12 protein-coding genes are annotated in these 17,018 nt (G+C 57.3%); 10 read left to right on the top strand and 2 right to left on the bottom strand.

Going from position 1 to position 17,018, the window contains the following annotated elements:
* Positions 1–6: 6 nt before the first annotated feature.
* Complete coding sequence (locus ACR0D7_RS17170) at positions 7–840, bottom strand: aminoglycoside phosphotransferase family protein (RefSeq protein ID WP_480680120.1); 834 nt, start codon at positions 838–840, stop codon at positions 7–9.
* Between the two features lie 525 nt (positions 841–1,365).
* On the opposite strand from ACR0D7_RS17170, the gene rplJ reads away from it, so the two are divergent.
* The 6 genes from rplJ to ACR0D7_RS17140 all read left to right on the top strand — a co-directional run bounded on the left by rplJ (position 1,366) and on the right by ACR0D7_RS17140 (position 12,674).
* Entirely contained in the window at positions 1,366–1,884 is a 519-nt protein-coding gene (gene rplJ / locus ACR0D7_RS17165; RefSeq protein ID WP_010441181.1) for a 50S ribosomal protein L10, read from the top strand.
* 80 nt (positions 1,885–1,964) lie between these two features.
* Positions 1,965–2,339 carry a 50S ribosomal protein L7/L12 gene (gene rplL, locus ACR0D7_RS17160; RefSeq protein WP_010441182.1) on the top strand — a complete coding sequence of 125 codons (375 nt, stop codon included), beginning with the start codon at positions 1,965–1,967 and terminating at the stop codon, positions 2,337–2,339.
* 250 nt (positions 2,340–2,589) lie between these two features.
* Complete coding sequence (gene rpoB, locus ACR0D7_RS17155; protein WP_480680119.1) at positions 2,590–6,723, top strand: DNA-directed RNA polymerase subunit beta; 4,134 nt, start codon at positions 2,590–2,592, stop codon at positions 6,721–6,723.
* Positions 6,724–6,772: 49 nt separating this feature from the next.
* A complete protein-coding gene (rpoC, locus tag ACR0D7_RS17150) occupies positions 6,773–11,014 on the top strand; it encodes a DNA-directed RNA polymerase subunit beta' (protein ID WP_480680118.1) in 4,242 nt (1,413 codons plus the stop codon).
* A gap of 219 nt (positions 11,015–11,233) precedes the next feature.
* The gene (locus ACR0D7_RS17145) at positions 11,234–11,716 is read left to right on the top strand and encodes a hypothetical protein (RefSeq protein ID WP_480680117.1); all 483 of its coding nucleotides are present in this window, start codon (positions 11,234–11,236) and stop codon (positions 11,714–11,716) included.
* A gap of 88 nt (positions 11,717–11,804) precedes the next feature.
* The gene (locus ACR0D7_RS17140) at positions 11,805–12,674 is read left to right on the top strand and encodes a DMT family transporter (protein WP_480680116.1); all 870 of its coding nucleotides are present in this window, start codon (positions 11,805–11,807) and stop codon (positions 12,672–12,674) included.
* Here ACR0D7_RS17140 and ACR0D7_RS17135 read toward each other — a convergent pair.
* Complete coding sequence (locus ACR0D7_RS17135) at positions 12,659–13,465, bottom strand: putative rhamnosyl transferase (protein WP_480680115.1); 807 nt, start codon at positions 13,463–13,465, stop codon at positions 12,659–12,661. The two genes, ACR0D7_RS17140 and ACR0D7_RS17135, sit on opposite strands and share 16 nt — an antisense overlap.
* A gap of 396 nt (positions 13,466–13,861) precedes the next feature.
* Between ACR0D7_RS17135 and rpsL the strand changes: the two genes are divergently transcribed.
* The 4 genes from rpsL to ACR0D7_RS17115 all read left to right on the top strand — a co-directional run.
* Positions 13,862–14,233, top strand: coding sequence for a 30S ribosomal protein S12 (gene rpsL / locus ACR0D7_RS17130; protein ID WP_005621086.1), 372 nt, complete (start codon positions 13,862–13,864; stop codon positions 14,231–14,233).
* 15 nt (positions 14,234–14,248) lie between these two features.
* Positions 14,249–14,719: a 30S ribosomal protein S7 gene (gene rpsG, locus ACR0D7_RS17125; protein WP_170446863.1), complete on the top strand. Its 471-nt coding sequence runs from the start codon at positions 14,249–14,251 to the stop codon at positions 14,717–14,719.
* 18 nt (positions 14,720–14,737) lie between these two features.
* Complete coding sequence (fusA, locus tag ACR0D7_RS17120) at positions 14,738–16,855, top strand: elongation factor G (protein WP_480680114.1); 2,118 nt, start codon at positions 14,738–14,740, stop codon at positions 16,853–16,855.
* Positions 16,856–16,915: 60 nt separating this feature from the next.
* Positions 16,916–17,018: GTP-binding protein (locus ACR0D7_RS17115; protein WP_377181647.1), on the top strand; the 103-nt coding region annotated here is incomplete at its 3' end.

Below are 17,018 nucleotides of genomic sequence, written 5' to 3'. Positions count from 1 at the left end.
TCCGGATCAACCGTTTTGAAACGCGATCCGCAGCCGGTCGCCCAGCCGATGTCGCCTGTCTTCTTCATATGTGCTACAGACGTGTTTAATGTGCCACAAAGACAGCCAGTCTTTCAAAAGGCGCGCGCGCAGGCAGAAATCCAGAATCTCCATGTGAATAGGGTGCCGATAGCGACGAAAAAACATGTCCTTGTTGTGTTTCAGAATGCCGCTGCGATCTACGGCGCTGGGTGTTGCGTCGCGAAAGATGTCAGCCTTCAGGAAGTCAACGATGTCATAGACCGCCAGTTTTTCCCGCGCCTCGGTAAAATCCAGGCCAATCATCTCACCTCGGCCGATCAGCAGGTTTTGACCGTGAAAATCTCCGTGCGAAAACACCTGTGTTTCTGGAATGCCTTTTAACAGCAGCACATCCCTTTCCAGCATTTTGGCCATTGGTTGACCTTCGTTCCGAATGTGGTGTGGAGCTTCGGTCAGTAATGCGTGGATGCCGTCGGTCATCCAGCGCGGGCGAAATCCATATTCCTTGGGCGGCTGGACGCTGTGCAGATCATGCAACCATGCTCCGGCGCGGCGGTAGATCTGAGCGACCTGATCGTCATCGGTGCTGTTGTGGACCACATCAACGCAGGTGGGGCGATCGATGAACTCGGTGACAAAGAACATGCCTCTTGGCGACATATAGCAGGGGCGCACCACGCGTGATGCCTTGTGTTTTTCAAATGCCTGAGTCAGGCGCACCAGAAGGTCGAATTCGTTTTGGAGCCGCCCTGTTTCTGGCGAAGCAGTGTCAATTTTCAATGCAAAATGCTGTTTTGGCCCTTTGATCCGTAACACCATGCGGGTTTCGTAAAAGTCGTGCGACCTGTATATGCATTCAAATGGTAGCACTCCACTTGCCGCAACATAGCATGAGAACTCCTCGACAAAGGCTGTGGCACGTCTGTGTTCATCTTCGGTGAGGGCCAACATGCTTGGGGGCAACCAGAAAGGGGCTAAACAAAGGGTTCTGCGTATGACAGGACCCTAGGCGGCAGGGCATGTCAATCGCCGCCAAAAGCAATGTCTTGCGAAACCTTTAAACGGGCAATTTACCCCTTGGAAACCCCGCGCATCTGCCCTAAAGAGAACTGCGGAATAAAGCGTGCGATTCGTCGTGCGCTTTATTTCGTTTCGTCCAAGACGGTGGGTGGGTCCATCTGGCCCCTTAATTCCCTGCCTGAGACGGGTAAGACCAAAGAATTCTGAGGGTCCAACCCTCGGGCGCATTTTGGCCAATCCCGTAACAACGGACCTGAACGCCGGAGCGAAGGCTGCGGCAAATATGAGCCGGGGTGAGATATCGCCCCTAACTTGGAGAGAACTGTGGATAGAGCCCAGAAAGAGAAAGTGGTCGAGGAACTCGGCCAAATCTTCGAAAGCTCTGGCGTCGTAGTGGTTTCGCACTACGCCGGTCTGACAGTTGCCGAGATGCAGGACCTTCGCGCACGTGCTCGTGACGCGGGTGGTGCCGTGCGTGTTGCCAAGAACAGGCTCGCCAAAATCGCCCTTGAGGGTAAGCCGTGTGAAAGCATGGCCGACCTGCTGACAGGGATGACCGTTCTGACCTATTCCGAGGACCCCGTGGCAGCAGCCAAAGTGGCCGAGGACTTCGCCAAGGATAACAAGAATTTTGAAATCCTCGGCGGTGCTATGGGCGAGAACGCTCTGGACCGCAAAGGCGTCGAAACAGTTTCGAAAATGCCGTCTCGTGAAGAGCTTATTGCTTCGATCGTTGGCTGCATTGGCGCACCTGCTTCGAACATCGCCGGCGCGATTGGCGCACCTGCAAGCAACATCGCAAGCATCCTTTCCACCATCGAAGAGAAGGCGGAAGCTGCGTAAGCGGTTGGCACTGAATGATCTGCGTAGGGGAATGCCCCTGACGTTGGAACACACACTGTAAAACGGAAAGAGCTAATACAATGGCTGATCTGAAAGCACTCGCAGAAAGCATCGTGGGTCTGACCCTGCTGGAAGCACAAGAACTGAAAACCATCCTTAAAGACGAATACGGCATCGAGCCCGCAGCTGGTGGCGCCGTAATGGTCGCAGCTGGTGGCGACGCCGGTGGCGCAGCTGAGGAAGAAAAAACCGAATTCGACGTCGTTCTGAAGAACGCCGGCGCTTCGAAAATCAACGTGATCAAAGAAGTTCGCGGCATCACCGGTCTGGGCCTGAAAGAAGCCAAAGAGCTGGTCGAAGCTGGCGGCAAGATCAAAGAAGGCGTGTCGAAAGACGAAGCCGAAGAAGTCAAAGGCAAGCTGGAAGCAGCTGGCGCCGAAGTCGAGCTGGCCTAAGCCAATCGACAGGTGCATCGCTGATGTGCCGCAAAATTTGGCTGGGCCCGGAGAAATCCGGGTCCAGCCGAACCTGTCTTAGAAAGGGCCTCACACTTGGGGCGTTTTCTAAGACACGGTTTTTGGATCGGGAGGCTACCATTCGGGACGGTGGCCACGAATTGATCTGAACGTGTTGTCTCTAATGTGCAAGATGCCGGGGCCCGACGGTGTCTTTGTCCGCTGAGAACATCGAAAGGTGACATCTGACATGGCTCAATCGTTCCTTGGCCAGAAACGTCTTCGGAAATATTACGGCAAAATCCGCGAAGTGCTGGAGATGCCGAACCTCATTGAGGTGCAAAAATCTTCTTATGATCTTTTCCTCCGCTCCGGCGATGCAGAGCAGCCTACTGACGGCGAAGGCATCAAAGGTGTGTTCCAGTCGGTTTTCCCGATCAAGGATTTCAACGAAACCTCCGTTCTGGAGTTCGTGAAATACGATCTGGAAAAACCCAAGTACGATGTCGAAGAGTGTATGCAGCGCGACATGACCTACAGCGCGCCGCTGAAGGTCACCCTGCGTCTGATCGTATTTGATGTCGACGAGGATACCGGCGCCAAGTCGGTCAAAGACATCAAGGAGCAGGACGTGTTCATGGGCGACATGCCCCTGATGACGCCGAACGGGACGTTCATCGTGAACGGCACCGAGCGTGTGATCGTCAGCCAGATGCACCGCTCGCCCGGTGTGTTCTTTGACCACGACAAGGGCAAGACCCATTCCTCGGGCAAGCTGCTGTTTGCCTGCCGCATCATCCCGTATCGCGGCAGCTGGCTGGATTTTGAGTTCGACGCCAAGGACATCGTGTTCGCCCGTATCGACCGTCGCCGCAAACTGCCTGTGACAACCCTGCTGTATGCGCTGGGTCTGGATCAGGAAGCGATCATGGACGCCTATTACAACACCGTGTCCTACAGGCTGGACAAGAAGAAGGGCTGGATCGCACCGTTCTTCCCCGAGCGTGTTCGCGGCACCCGTCCGACTTATGATCTGGTTGACGCGAAATCCGGTGAAGTGATTGCCGAAGCGGGCAAGAAAGTCACCCCGCGCGCGGTCAAGAAACTGATCGAAGAAGGCGTCGTCACTGACCTGCTGGTTCCGTTTGATCACATCGTTGGCAAGTTTGTCGCCAAGGACGTCATCAACGAGGAAACCGGTGCGATCTATGTCGAGGCCGGTGATGAGCTGACACTGGAATATGACAAGGACGGCGACCTGATCGGCGGCACCGTGAAGGAGCTGATCGACGCAGGTATCACCGAAATCCCGGTTCTGGACATCGACAATATCAATGTTGGTCCGTACATGCGCAACACCATGGCGGCAGATAAGAACATGGGCCGGGACACCGCGCTGATGGATATCTACCGCGTTATGCGTCCGGGCGAGCCGCCCACCGTCGAAGCGGCTTCGGCCCTGTTCGACACTCTGTTCTTCGACAGCGAGCGCTATGACCTGTCTGCCGTTGGTCGTGTGAAGATGAACATGCGTCTGGCCCTGGATGCGCCGGACACCCTGCGCACCCTGCGCCGCGAAGACATCGTGGCCTGCATCAAGGCGCTGGTGGAACTGCGCGACGGCAAAGGTGACATCGACGATATCGACCACCTCGGCAACCGCCGTGTCCGTTCCGTCGGCGAATTGATGGAAAACCAGTACCGCGTCGGTCTGCTGCGCATGGAGCGCGCGATCAAAGAGCGTATGTCGTCGGTCGAGATCGACACTGTCATGCCGCAGGACCTGATCAACGCGAAACCGGCTGCTGCTGCTGTTCGCGAATTCTTCGGCTCGTCGCAGCTGTCGCAGTTCATGGATCAGACCAACCCGCTGTCGGAAGTCACCCACAAACGCCGTCTCTCGGCGCTTGGCCCCGGTGGTCTGACGCGTGAACGCGCGGGCTTTGAAGTGCGTGACGTCCACCCGACCCACTATGGCCGGATGTGCCCGATTGAAACGCCGGAAGGTCCGAACATCGGTCTGATCAACTCGCTGGCGACCTTTGCCCGCGTGAACAAGTATGGCTTTATCGAAACACCGTACCGCGTCGTCAAAGACGCCGAGGTGACGGATGAGGTCCACTACATGTCCGCGACCGAGGAAATGCGTCACACCGTGGCGCAGGCGAACGCGACGCTGGATCAGAACGGCAAGTTCATCAACGATCTGGTTTCGACCCGTCAGGCTGGTGACTACACCCTCGCCCCGCGCGAGAACGTGGACCTGATCGACGTGTCGCCGAAACAGTTGGTTTCGGTTGCGGCATCGCTGATCCCGTTCCTTGAAAATGACGACGCCAACCGCGCTCTGATGGGCTCGAACATGCAACGTCAGGCGGTTCCGCTGCTGCGGGCCGAGGCGCCGCTGGTCGGTACCGGGATCGAGGAAAAGGTTGCGATCGACTCGGGCGCTGCGATCCAGGCGAAACGCGCCGGTATCATCGACCAGGTCGATGCCCAGCGTATCGTTATCCGTGCCACCGAAGATCTGGAACTGGGCGACGCTGGCGTTGACATCTATCGTCTGCGCAAGTTCCAGCGGTCGAACCAGAACACCTGCATCAACCAGCGTCCGCTGGTGAAAGTGGGCGACACGGTCGGCAAAGGTGAAGTGATTGCCGATGGTCCGTCCACCGATATCGGTGAACTGGCCCTGGGTAAGAACGTGGTCGTCGCGTTCATGCCTTGGAACGGTTACAACTACGAAGACTCGATCCTGATCTCGGAACGTATCGCGCGTGATGACGTCTTTACCTCGGTCCATATCGAGGAATTCGAAGTCGCCGCACGTGACACCAAGCTGGGCCCGGAAGAGATCACCCGTGACATCCCGAACGTCGGTGAAGAAGCGCTGCGCAACCTCGACGAGGCGGGCATCGTTTACATCGGAGCGGATGTTGAGCCGGGCGATATTCTGGTCGGCAAGATCACTCCGAAGGGCGAAAGCCCGATGACCCCGGAAGAAAAGCTGCTGCGCGCCATCTTTGGTGAAAAAGCATCTGACGTGCGCGACACCTCGCTGCGCGTGAAGCCGGGCGATTACGGTACGGTCGTTGAGGTTCGCGTCTTCAACCGTCACGGCGTCGAGAAAGACGAGCGTGCGCTGCAGATCGAGCGTGAGGAAGTCGAACGTCTGGCCCGTGACCGGGACGACGAGCTGGCAATCCTGGACCGCAACATCTATGCGCGTCTGCAGGGCCTGATCCTGGGTAAAACCGCCGTCAAAGGCCCGAAAGGCGTCAAGGCAGGCTCGGCAATCACCGAGGATCTTCTGGAAACCCTGACCCGTGGTCAGTGGTGGCAGTTGGCACTGGAAGACGAGAAGGACGCCCAGATCGTCGAAGCGCTGAACGAGCAGTACGAAGTGCTCAAGCGCGCTTTGGATGCCCGTTTCGAAGACAAGGTCGAGAAGGTTCGCCGTGGCGACGACCTGCCGCCGGGTGTGATGAAGATGGTCAAAGTCTTCATCGCCGTGAAGCGTAAGCTGCAGCCGGGCGACAAGATGGCCGGTCGTCACGGGAACAAAGGTGTGATCTCCAAGGTTGTTCCGATGGAAGACATGCCGTTCCTGGCCGATGGTACTCCGGTTGACTTCTGTCTGAACCCGCTGGGTGTGCCGTCGCGTATGAACGTTGGTCAGATCCTTGAAACCCACATGGGTTGGGCCGCGCGCGGTCTGGGTTTGAACATCGACGACGCACTGGGTGAATACCGCCGTTCCGGCGACCTGACCCCGGTGCGCGAAGCGATGAAGCTGGCCTATGGCGAGAATGTCTATGAAGAAGGCATTGCCGACATGGACGAAGGTCACTTGATCGAGGCTGCGGGCAACGTGACCCGCGGTGTTCCGATCGCGACCCCGGTTTTTGACGGTGCCAAAGAGGCTGACGTCAACGACGCGCTGGTGCGTGCAGGCTTCTCGGAAAGCGGTCAGTCGGTTCTGTTCGACGGTCGCACCGGCGAGCAATTCGCACGTCCGGTGACCGTGGGCATCAAGTACCTGCTGAAACTGCATCACCTTGTGGACGACAAGATCCACGCGCGTTCGACTGGGCCGTACAGCCTGGTTACCCAGCAGCCGCTGGGTGGTAAGGCGCAGTTTGGTGGTCAGCGCTTTGGTGAGATGGAAGTCTGGGCTCTGGAAGCTTATGGCGCCGCCTACACCCTGCAGGAGATGCTCACCGTGAAATCCGATGACGTAGCCGGCCGGACCAAGGTCTATGAGTCGATCGTCAAGGGCGAGGACAACTTTGAAGCGGGCGTACCGGAATCGTTCAACGTTCTGGTTAAAGAAGTCCGTGGCCTCGGCCTGAATATGGAACTCCTGGATGCGGAGGAAGAGTAGGGGCGGCAACGCCCCACACTCATCCCATCCCAATTTGTAAGGACGCAAAATGAACCAGGAAATCACCAATAACCCGTTCAACCCGCTGACGCCGCCGAAAGTCTTTGACGAAATCAAAGTCTCATTGGCGTCGCCCGAGCGGATTCTGTCTTGGTCCTATGGCGAGATCAAGAAACCCGAAACCATCAACTACCGAACGTTCAAGCCCGAACGCGACGGTCTGTTCTGCGCGCGTATCTTTGGCCCGATCAAAGATTACGAATGTCTGTGTGGCAAATATAAGCGGATGAAGTATCGCGGCGTTGTCTGCGAGAAGTGCGGTGTGGAAGTCACTCTGCAGAAAGTCCGCCGCGAGCGTATGGGCCACATCGAACTGGCCGCGCCTGTCGCACATATCTGGTTCCTGAAATCGCTGCCGTCCCGCATCGGTCTGATGCTGGACATGACGCTGCGCGATCTGGAACGCGTTCTGTACTTTGAAAACTACGTTGTCATCGAGCCCGGTCTGACCGACCTGACCTACGGCCAGATGCTGACCGAAGAAGAGTACATGGACGCGCAGGATGCCTATGGCATGGACGCGTTCACCGCGAATATCGGTGCCGAAGCCATTCGTGAGATGCTGGCCCAGATCGATCTGGAAGCCGAAGCCGAGCAGCTGCGCGCTGATCTGGCCGAAGCAACCGGTGAGCTGAAGCCCAAGAAAATCATCAAGCGCTTGAAGGTTGTTGAATCCTTCCTCGAGTCGGGCAACCGGCCTGAATGGATGGTTATGACCGTGATCCCGGTCATTCCGCCGGAACTGCGTCCGCTGGTTCCACTGGATGGTGGCCGTTTCGCGACCTCGGATCTGAACGATCTGTATCGCCGCGTTATCAACCGGAACAACCGTCTGAAGCGTCTGATTGAGCTGCGCGCGCCTGACATCATCGTCCGCAACGAAAAGCGGATGCTGCAGGAATCCGTTGACGCTCTGTTCGACAATGGCCGTCGTGGCCGCGTGATCACCGGCGCCAACAAGCGTCCGCTGAAATCGCTGTCGGACATGCTGAAAGGTAAGCAGGGCCGCTTCCGTCAGAACCTTCTTGGGAAACGCGTCGACTTCTCGGGCCGTTCGGTCATTGTGACTGGCCCCGAGCTGAAGCTGCACCAGTGTGGTTTGCCCAAGAAGATGGCGCTGGAGCTGTTCAAGCCGTTCATCTACTCGCGCCTTGAAGCCAAGGGTCTGTCTTCGACCGTGAAACAGGCGAAGAAACTGGTCGAGAAAGAGCGTCCCGAAGTGTGGGATATCCTCGACGAGGTGATCCGCGAACACCCTGTCATGCTGAACCGTGCGCCGACGCTGCACCGTCTTGGCATTCAGGCGTTCGAACCGGTTCTGATCGAAGGTAAAGCGATCCAGCTGCACCCGCTGGTCTGCTCGGCCTTTAACGCCGACTTCGACGGCGACCAGATGGCCGTTCACGTCCCGCTGAGCCTTGAGGCCCAGCTGGAAGCCCGTGTTCTGATGATGTCGACGAACAACGTTCTGTCGCCTGCAAACGGCGCGCCGATCATCGTTCCGTCGCAGGATATGATCCTGGGTCTGTACTATGTGACCCTGGAACGCGAAGGCATGCCGGGCGAAGGCAAGGTCTTTGGCTCGATCGAAGAAGTTCAGCACGCGCTGGACGCGGGTGAGGTGCATCTGCACTCGAAAATCACCGCGCGGATCACGCAGATCGACGACGAAGGCAACGAAGTTCAGAAGCGTTTCGAGACCACTCCGGGCCGTCTGCGTCTGGGTGCCTTGCTGCCGATGAACAACAAAGCGCCGTTCGAGCTGGTTAACCGTCTGCTGCGGAAGAAAGAAGTGCAGCAGGTGATCGACACCGTCTACCGTTACTGCGGTCAGAAAGAGTCGGTTATCTTCTGTGACCAGATCATGTCGATGGGCTTCAAAGAAGCGTTCAAGGCTGGCATTTCGTTCGGTAAGGACGACATGGTTATCCCGAACGACAAGTGGGGCATCGTCGATGACACCCGCGGTCAGGTGAAGGACTTTGAACAGCAGTACATGGACGGCCTGATCACTCAGGGCGAAAAGTACAACAAAGTTGTCGATGCCTGGTCGAAGTGTAACGACCGCGTCACCGAAGCCATGATGAATACCATCTCGGCGTCGTCGCGTGATGAGGCGGGTGCCGAACAGGAACCGAACTCGGTCTACATGATGGCCCACTCCGGTGCGCGTGGCTCGGTCACTCAGATGAAACAGCTGGGCGGAATGCGCGGCCTGATGGCCAAGCCGAACGGTGACATCATCGAGACGCCGATCATCTCGAACTTTAAAGAAGGTCTGACCGTTCTCGAGTACTTCAACTCGACCCACGGTGCCCGTAAGGGTCTGTCGGATACTGCTTTGAAGACGGCGAACTCGGGTTACCTGACCCGTCGTCTGGTGGACGTGGCACAGGACTGCATCGTTCGTGAGATCGACTGTGGTACTGAGCGTGCGATCACTGCCGAAGCAGCCGTGAACGATGGTGAGGTTGTTGCCTCGCTGGCTGAGCGCGTGCTGGGTCGTGTGGCTGCTGACGATGTTCTGCGTCCGGGTACGGATGAGGTGATCGTTGCCGCAGGTCAGCTGATCGACGAACGCATGGCGGACACCATCGACGAAGCCGGTGTTGCATCGATGCGTATCCGCTCGCCTCTGACCTGTGAGTCCGAGGAAGGCGTCTGTGCAACCTGCTACGGTCGTGACCTCGCACGCGGCACCATGGTGAACACGGGTGAAGCTGTCGGTATCATCGCCGCCCAGTCCATCGGTGAACCCGGTACGCAGCTGACGATGCGGACCTTCCACATCGGTGGTGTTGCGCAAGGTGGTCAACAGTCGTTCCAGGAAGCCAGCCAGGAAGGTGTTGTTTCCTTCGAGAACCCGCAGATTCTGGTCAATGCGGCAGGCGAAAGCCTTGTTATGGGCCGAAACATGAAGCTGGTGATCAGCGACGAACACGGCGAAGAGCGTGCCAGCCACAAGCTGGGCTACGGCTCCAAGCTGTTCGTCAAGGACGGCACCAAGGTTGCCCGTGGCGACAAGCTGTACGAGTGGGATCCCTACACCCTGCCGATCATCGCCGAGAAAGCCGGTACCGCGAAATACGTTGACCTTGTTTCGGGCCTTGCTGTCCGTGATGAGACCGACGATGCAACCGGCATGACCCAGAAGATCGTGATCGACTGGCGCGCGGCTCCGAAAGGCAGCGACCTGAAACCCGAGATCATTCTGGTCGGTGAAGATGGCGAGCCGGTCCGCAATGATGCGGGCAACCCGGTTCACTATCCGATGTCGGTGGATGCGATCCTGTCGGTCGAAGACGGCCAGACCATCGAAGCCGGTGACGTTGTAGCGCGTATCCCGCGTGAAGGTGCCAAGACCAAGGACATCACCGGTGGTCTGCCGCGTGTGGCCGAATTGTTCGAAGCCCGTCGTCCGAAAGATCACGCGATCATCGCAGAAGCCGATGGTTACGTGCGCTTTGGCCGCGACTACAAGAACAAGCGCCGCATCAGCATCGAACCGGCGGATGAGTCGATGGAAACGATCGAGTATATGGTGCCCAAGGGCAAGCATATCCCGGTCGCGGAAGGTGACTTTATCCAAAAGGGTGAATACCTGATGGATGGTAACCCGGCTCCGCATGACATCCTGTCCATCATGGGTGTCGAAGCGCTGGCGGATTACATGATCGACGAGGTGCAGGACGTCTATCGTCTGCAGGGCGTGAAGATCAACGACAAGCACATCGAGGTCATCGTGCGCCAGATGCTGCAGAAGTGGGAGATCCTGGATTCAGGCGACACCACCCTGCTGAAAGGCGAGCATGTCGACAAGCAGGAGTTCGACGCGGCCAACGAGAAGACCATCGCCCGCGGTGGTCGTCCGGCACAGGGCGAACCGATCCTCTTGGGGATCACCAAGGCCTCGCTGCAGACGCGTTCGTTCATCTCGGCGGCGTCGTTCCAGGAAACCACTCGTGTTCTGACCGAAGCTTCGGTTCAGGGCAAGAAAGACAAGCTGGTTGGCCTGAAAGAGAACGTCATTGTCGGTCGTCTGATCCCTGCCGGTACTGGTGGAGCCACCCAGAGTGTGCAGCGGGTAGCTCAGTCGCGCGACAACGTGGTGATCGAAGCCCGTCGGGAAGAGGCCGAAGCCGCCGCTGCCTTGGCTGCGCCCACCATCGATGACGACATGGTCGGCGACGAGTTGGATGTTCTGGTCGAAACACCGGAAAGTCGCGAGTAAGCGAACCCATATTGTTAAGATCAGGCCCTGCGATTTTGCAGGGCCTTTTCTTTTGGTCGGCAGGCATGACTGGTCGTGAAATGGGGGTTCGGCCGAGCCACCACGGTTTTTGCTGTGTGCAACAGATCTATTGCATCTTTGGGGTGTGTATCCCTTGAGTAGATGCAACTCACGATATAGTACTTGAGGCAAAATTGTTTGAAAGTATTGAGTTTATCTATGGCTACAGAGCAGAGTTCGTTTCAGGATCGTATTGAGCGTATAGAGAAGAAAGCAAAAGAAACCGCCAGCAAAGCGCCACCTCCGAGAGTCGAAAGTATCTGGCAACGGCTAGGATACCCCGCATCGTTTATCGGGGCCTTTTTTCTTGGTATTTTTGCGGCCTTCCTGACCCGTTACATTCAGTATCACTTGGTTGGTGTCCCAGGCAGTGGCCAGTTGGGTGTTCAGGAGATCATTGGTATCGGCCTTGCTAGCTGTGCGGGCTTTTTCGTTTCATTCTTTCTGAAAGACCGGCAGAAGGAATTTGCCAGCTGCGTTACGGCGGGTGTACTTCTGACAACCTTCACCTACCACAATCTGGTTTGGGAATATCCTGACGTCTTTGAGCGGATATACGGAAAGGATTGGGTGGAATTTGTTGAAAAACTGACCGAGCCATCCAGCTTGTATGTGTTCGGTAACGTTATCAAACTGAGCTGACCGGGTCTGGTTCCAGCTTTGCCATATTGACATCCCCTTACGGACTCTTGCCAATACCGCGCATTACCCCGTGTGGAGCCCGCGCAGTATGACCCCGAACGTGAAAGGCGCGCTGCTGATGATGGGCAGCATGGCCGCCTTTACGGTGAACGACACTCTGGTCAAGATCGTTGGCCAGCATATGCCGCTGTTTCAGTTGATCGCGTTGCGCGGTTTGCTGGCCAGCTTTCTGATTTATCTGCTGGCCCGCCAATTGGGTGCGCTGCATCTGAACTTCCCTCGTCACGACAAATGGTTGATCGCGCTGCGCAGCCTGTGCGAACTGGCCGTGACCTTCTTTTTCCTGACTGCGCTGATGCATATGCCGCTAGCCAATGTGACGGCAGTTCTGCAGGCTTTGCCCCTGATGGTCACTTTGGGCGCGGCACTGTTTTTCTCGGAAACTATTGGTTGGCGTAGGATGGTCGCGATTGCGCTGGGATTTGCGGGGATGTTGTTGATCGTCCGACCTGGGTCTGACGGTTTCAGTATCTATTCTCTCTATGCGTTGGCCGCGGTGCTATCGATCACGGCGCGGGATCTGATCACCCGGCGCATATCGATAAAAGTGCCTTCGATGGTGGTGACGCTGGCAACCTCTTTGTCGATCACCGTCGTAGCCCTGATCGTATCGGTATTCGAAGGTTGGTCTCCGGTGCCGACACAGGCCGGTATTCTGCTGGTCTGCGCGGCGTTCTTTATTCTGCTGGGGTATATGTTCAGCGTCATGGTCATGCGCGATGGCGAGATCGGTTTCATCGCGCCGTTCCGGTATTCCGGCCTGCTCTGGGCGCTGGTGCTGGGCTGGATCGTATTCGGGGATTGGCCGGACAGTGTCACAATGATCGGGGCCGCTCTTGTTGTGGGCGCGGGGATGTTTACCCTGTTCCGGACACGGTCGCGTCAACCCGCCGAGTGAACCCTCTGGACAGCGTCCTGCTCGATGGCGAAACGCGCGATGAACTCACCTTCCTGTTCAGGCGTCAGCGGCAGCAGTTCGGCCTTGCTGTTGCGGGCATGAGGGGAATCATTGAACTGGTTCAGGGTTCGCACCCACATCGGAGCATCCGGGTAGCTGACAACGGGCATAAAGTTTCCGATCCGGTGATGGGCGAAATTCATGATCGTCAGCTCACAACCGCCGCGCACGTACATGCCCATCCCCACCCCCAGAAGCGGCTGGTATTTCTGAGCGGCAAGAATGCCGTCAGGACCGAAACGCGCAAGAAAGCCGCTGTTATAGTCAATTGTGACCGTCCGGTTGTTCTCGATCAGCCCCTTGGCCTCGTCAGCGGCAATGCGAAGGCGCTCAACGAAGTCCACTGACACGGCGTCGTCGTCATCGTGACGGAATTGCAGGCAGGGTGCATCGGGGTTGTTACGCGCAGCGTTTAGGACCTCTTTCATCACCTTGCGTTGCCGCATCGGCTCACGGGCGATGATACTGACCTGTTTCATGCTGGCTGTCAGGTCATGCAACCGGTCCAGCGAGGGTTTTGGCAGGCATTCCCCAATTACAATGAGAAGCTGAAAATCCTCATCGGTCTGCTCCTTGAAACAGGGAAGGGTGGTGGTTTCGAACAGGCGAAAGCGTTCTTCCAGCCGAGCGGGGTTATAAAGGTACTGCCTGCGTTCTTCGATCGTGTCATGCTCTACCTGAAAGCCACCATAGGCAGGATAGGAAAAGCGGCACAGGCCGATAACTTGCATGATTCATCCGTGGCTCAGAGTGGTAACGGGACTATGCCCTTGCGGCCTGAGACCCGCAACAACTGTCGTGCTGGAAATCCCCATTGCGCGCTGATAAGCCCTTGTGAACTGGCCTTCGGGGTCGTCAATCGGGCGCACTGTTGACACTCGGGCCGACTCCCCCTATTACGCGCGTCATCTCGGTGCCGGGGGCCGCCCCATAACCGATTCCAGTAATGTACTGGTCAAGGCCCGGACAATTTTACAGTTCGCGCCCTCTGATAACCAACCGCGACGTTCACCTCGGAATGGGAACGCTCGCGGGTTTTGCGCTTGTGGACGCATAAGTGCAGCAAGTTTAACCGCACGCAATGCGCGTGCATGTCATGTGTGTTGCAAAACGGGGAAGAAACCGGAATGCCAACTATTCAACAGCTGATCCGCAAACCGCGGCAGCCGAAAGTAAAACGCTCGAAGTCCATGCACCTGGAGCAGTGCCCGCAGAAGCGCGGCGTCTGCACCCGCGTGTACACCACCACGCCGAAAAAGCCGAACTCGGCGATGCGTAAGGTTGCCAAGGTGCGCCTGACCAACGGGTTCGAGGTGATCTCGTACATCCCCGGTGAAAGCCACAACCTGCAGGAACACTCGGTTGTTCTGATCCGTGGCGGCCGTGTGAAAGACCTTCCCGGTGTGCGTTACCACATCCTGCGCGGTGTTCTGGATACTCAGGGCGTCAAAGATCGTAAGCAACGCCGTTCGAAATACGGCGCGAAGCGTCCCAAGTAAGAAGGAGAGGCTGATATGTCACGTCGTCACGCCGCCGAAAAACGCGAAGTCCTGCCTGACGCCAAATTTGGCGACAAGGTACTGACCAAATTCATGAACAACCTGATGATCGACGGCAAGAAGTCGGTCGCAGAGCGCATCGTTTACAACGCCTTTGACCGCGTTGAGACCAAGATCAAGCGCGCCCCTGTCGAAGTCTTCCACGAAGCGCTCGACAACATCAAACCGTCGGTCGAGGTTCGCTCGCGCCGCGTTGGTGGTGCAACCTATCAGGTTCCGGTCGAAGTGCGCCCCGAGCGCCGCGAAGCACTGGCCATCCGCTGGCTGATCACTGCTGCGCGTGGCCGCAACGAAAACACCATGGAAGAACGCCTCGCCGGTGAGCTGCTGGACGCTGTACAGTCCCGCGGTACCGCCGTGAAGAAGCGTGAAGACACCCACAAGATGGCCGAGGCGAACAAAGCCTTCAGCCATTATCGTTGGTAATCCAAGAGGCTTAGACCAATGGCACGCGAATATCCGCTCGAACTGTACCGTAACTTCGGTATCATGGCGCACATCGACGCAGGTAAGACCACCTGCTCGGAGCGTATCCTGTATTACACTGGCAAATCCCACAACATCGGTGAGGTGCACGACGGTGCAGCCACCATGGACTGGATGGAGCAGGAGCAGGAACGCGGCATCACCATCACCTCGGCTGCGACCACCACCTTCTGGGAACGCACCGAGGACGGTCAGACCGCCGATACCCCCAAGCACCGCCTGAACATCATCGACACCCCCGGCCACGTTGACTTCACCATCGAAGTCGAACGCTCGCTGGCGGTTCTCGACGGTGCCGTCTGCGTTCTGGACGCAAACGCCGGTGTTGAGCCCCAGACCGAAACCGTGTGGCGTCAGGCTGACCGCTACAAGGTTCCGCGTATGGTATTCGTCAACAAGATGGACAAGATCGGCGCAGACTTCTTCAACTGCGTTCGCATGATCGAAGATCGCACTGGCGCACGCGCTGTTCCGGTTGGTATTCCGATCGGCGCCGAAACCGAGCTGGAAGGTCTGATCGACCTGGTCACCATGGAAGAGTGGCTGTGGCAAGGCGAAGATCTGGGCGCAAGCTGGATCAAAGCACCGATCCGCGACAGCCTGAAAGACATGGCTGACGAATGGCGCGGCAAGATGATCGAAGCGGCCGTCGAAATGGACGACGACGCGATGATGGAATACCTGGAAGGCAATGAACCCGACGTTCCGACCCTGCGCGCCCTGCTGCGCAAAGGTACCCTGGAAATCGCGTTCGTTCCGGTTCTGGGTGGTTCGGCGTTCAAGAACAAAGGCGTTCAGCCGCTGCTCAACGCTGTGATCGACTATCTGCCCAGCCCGCTGGACGTTGTTGATTACATGGGCTTCAAGCCCGGCGACGAGGAAGAAGTTCGTGACATCGCCCGTCGTGCAGACGACGACATGGCCTTCTCGGGTCTGGCGTTCAAAATCATGAACGACCCCTTCGTTGGCTCGCTGACCTTCACCCGGATCTACTCGGGCACCATGAACAAGGGTGACTCGATCCTGAACTCAACCAAAGGTAAGAAAGAGCGCATCGGTCGTATGATGATGATGCACTCGAACAACCGGGAAGAGATCGAAGAAGCGTTTGCAGGCGACATCATCGCGCTGGCGGGTCTGAAAGACACCACCACCGGTGACACCCTGTGTGACGCGAAGGATCCGGTGGTTCTGGAAACCATGACCTTCCCCGATCCGGTGATCGAGATCGCGGTCGAGCCCAAAACCAAGGGCGACCAGGAGAAGATGTCCCAGGGTCTGGCCCGTCTGGCCGCCGAAGACCCGTCCTTCCGTGTGGAAACTGATCTGGAATCGGGTCAGACCATCATGAAGGGCATGGGCGAACTTCACCTGGACATCTTGGTGGACCGTCTGAAGCGCGAGTTCAAGGTCGAGGCGAACATCGGTGCGCCGCAGGTGGCCTATCGTGAGACCATCGGTCACGAAGTCGAACATACCTACACCCACAAGAAACAGTCGGGTGGTTCGGGTCAGTTCGCCGAAGTGAAGATGATCATCTCGCCGACAGAGCCTGCCGAAGGCTATTCGTTCGAAAGCCGCATTGTTGGTGGTTCGGTGCCCAAGGAATACATTCCGGGCGTTGAAAAAGGCATCAACTCGGTCATGGATAGCGGCCCGTTGGCTGGCTTCCCCGTGATCGACTTCAAGGTTGCGCTGATCGACGGTAAGTTCCACGATGTTGACTCGAGCGTTCTGGCGTTCGAAATCGCGGCTCGTATGTGTATGCGTGAAGGCATGCGCAAAGCTGGCGCGAAACTGCTGGAACCGATCATGAAGGTCGAAGTGATCACCCCGGAAGAATACACCGGCGGTATCATCGGCGACCTGACCTCGCGTCGTGGCCAGGTATCTGGACAAGAGCCGCGCGGCAACGCGATCGCCATCGATGCGTTTGTTCCGCTGGCCAACATGTTCGGCTACATCAACACTCTGCGTTCGATGTCGTCGGGCCGTGCCCAGTTCACCATGCAGTTCGACCACTACGATCCGGTTCCGCAGAACATCTCGGACGAGATTCAGGCGAAATACGCATAAGCGAAGATTTGAGGGAGCTCCGGTCAGGGGCTCCCTTCATTACCGAAAAAGGAGGCCATCATGGCAAAGGAAAAGTTTGAGCGTACAAAACCGCACGTCAACATCGGCACGATTGGCCACGTTGACCACGGCAAGACCACGCTGACCGCAGCAATCACCAAGT

This window comes from Ruegeria sp. BB7, from assembly GCF_056539365.1.
This window is presented reverse-complemented; position numbering and strand designations above follow the sequence as displayed.

Excerpts from the sequence above, each read along its gene's own strand:
- ACR0D7_RS17170 (WP_480680120.1), bottom strand. The coding sequence starts at position 840 with ATGGTGTTACGGATCAAAGGGCCAAAACAGCATTTTGCATTGAAAATT.
- rplL (WP_010441182.1), top strand. The coding sequence starts at position 1,965 with ATGGCTGATCTGAAAGCACTCGCAGAAAGCATCGTGGGTCTGACCCTG.
- rpoB (WP_480680119.1), top strand. The coding sequence starts at position 2,590 with ATGGCTCAATCGTTCCTTGGCCAGAAACGTCTTCGGAAATATTACGGC.
- rpoC (WP_480680118.1), top strand. The coding sequence starts at position 6,773 with ATGAACCAGGAAATCACCAATAACCCGTTCAACCCGCTGACGCCGCCG.
- ACR0D7_RS17145 (WP_480680117.1), top strand. The coding sequence starts at position 11,234 with ATGGCTACAGAGCAGAGTTCGTTTCAGGATCGTATTGAGCGTATAGAG.
- ACR0D7_RS17140 (WP_480680116.1), top strand. The coding sequence starts at position 11,805 with ATGACCCCGAACGTGAAAGGCGCGCTGCTGATGATGGGCAGCATGGCC.
- ACR0D7_RS17135 (WP_480680115.1), bottom strand. The coding sequence starts at position 13,465 with ATGCAAGTTATCGGCCTGTGCCGCTTTTCCTATCCTGCCTATGGTGGC.
- rpsL (WP_005621086.1), top strand. The coding sequence starts at position 13,862 with ATGCCAACTATTCAACAGCTGATCCGCAAACCGCGGCAGCCGAAAGTA.
- rpsG (WP_170446863.1), top strand. The coding sequence starts at position 14,249 with ATGTCACGTCGTCACGCCGCCGAAAAACGCGAAGTCCTGCCTGACGCC.
- fusA (WP_480680114.1), top strand. The coding sequence starts at position 14,738 with ATGGCACGCGAATATCCGCTCGAACTGTACCGTAACTTCGGTATCATG.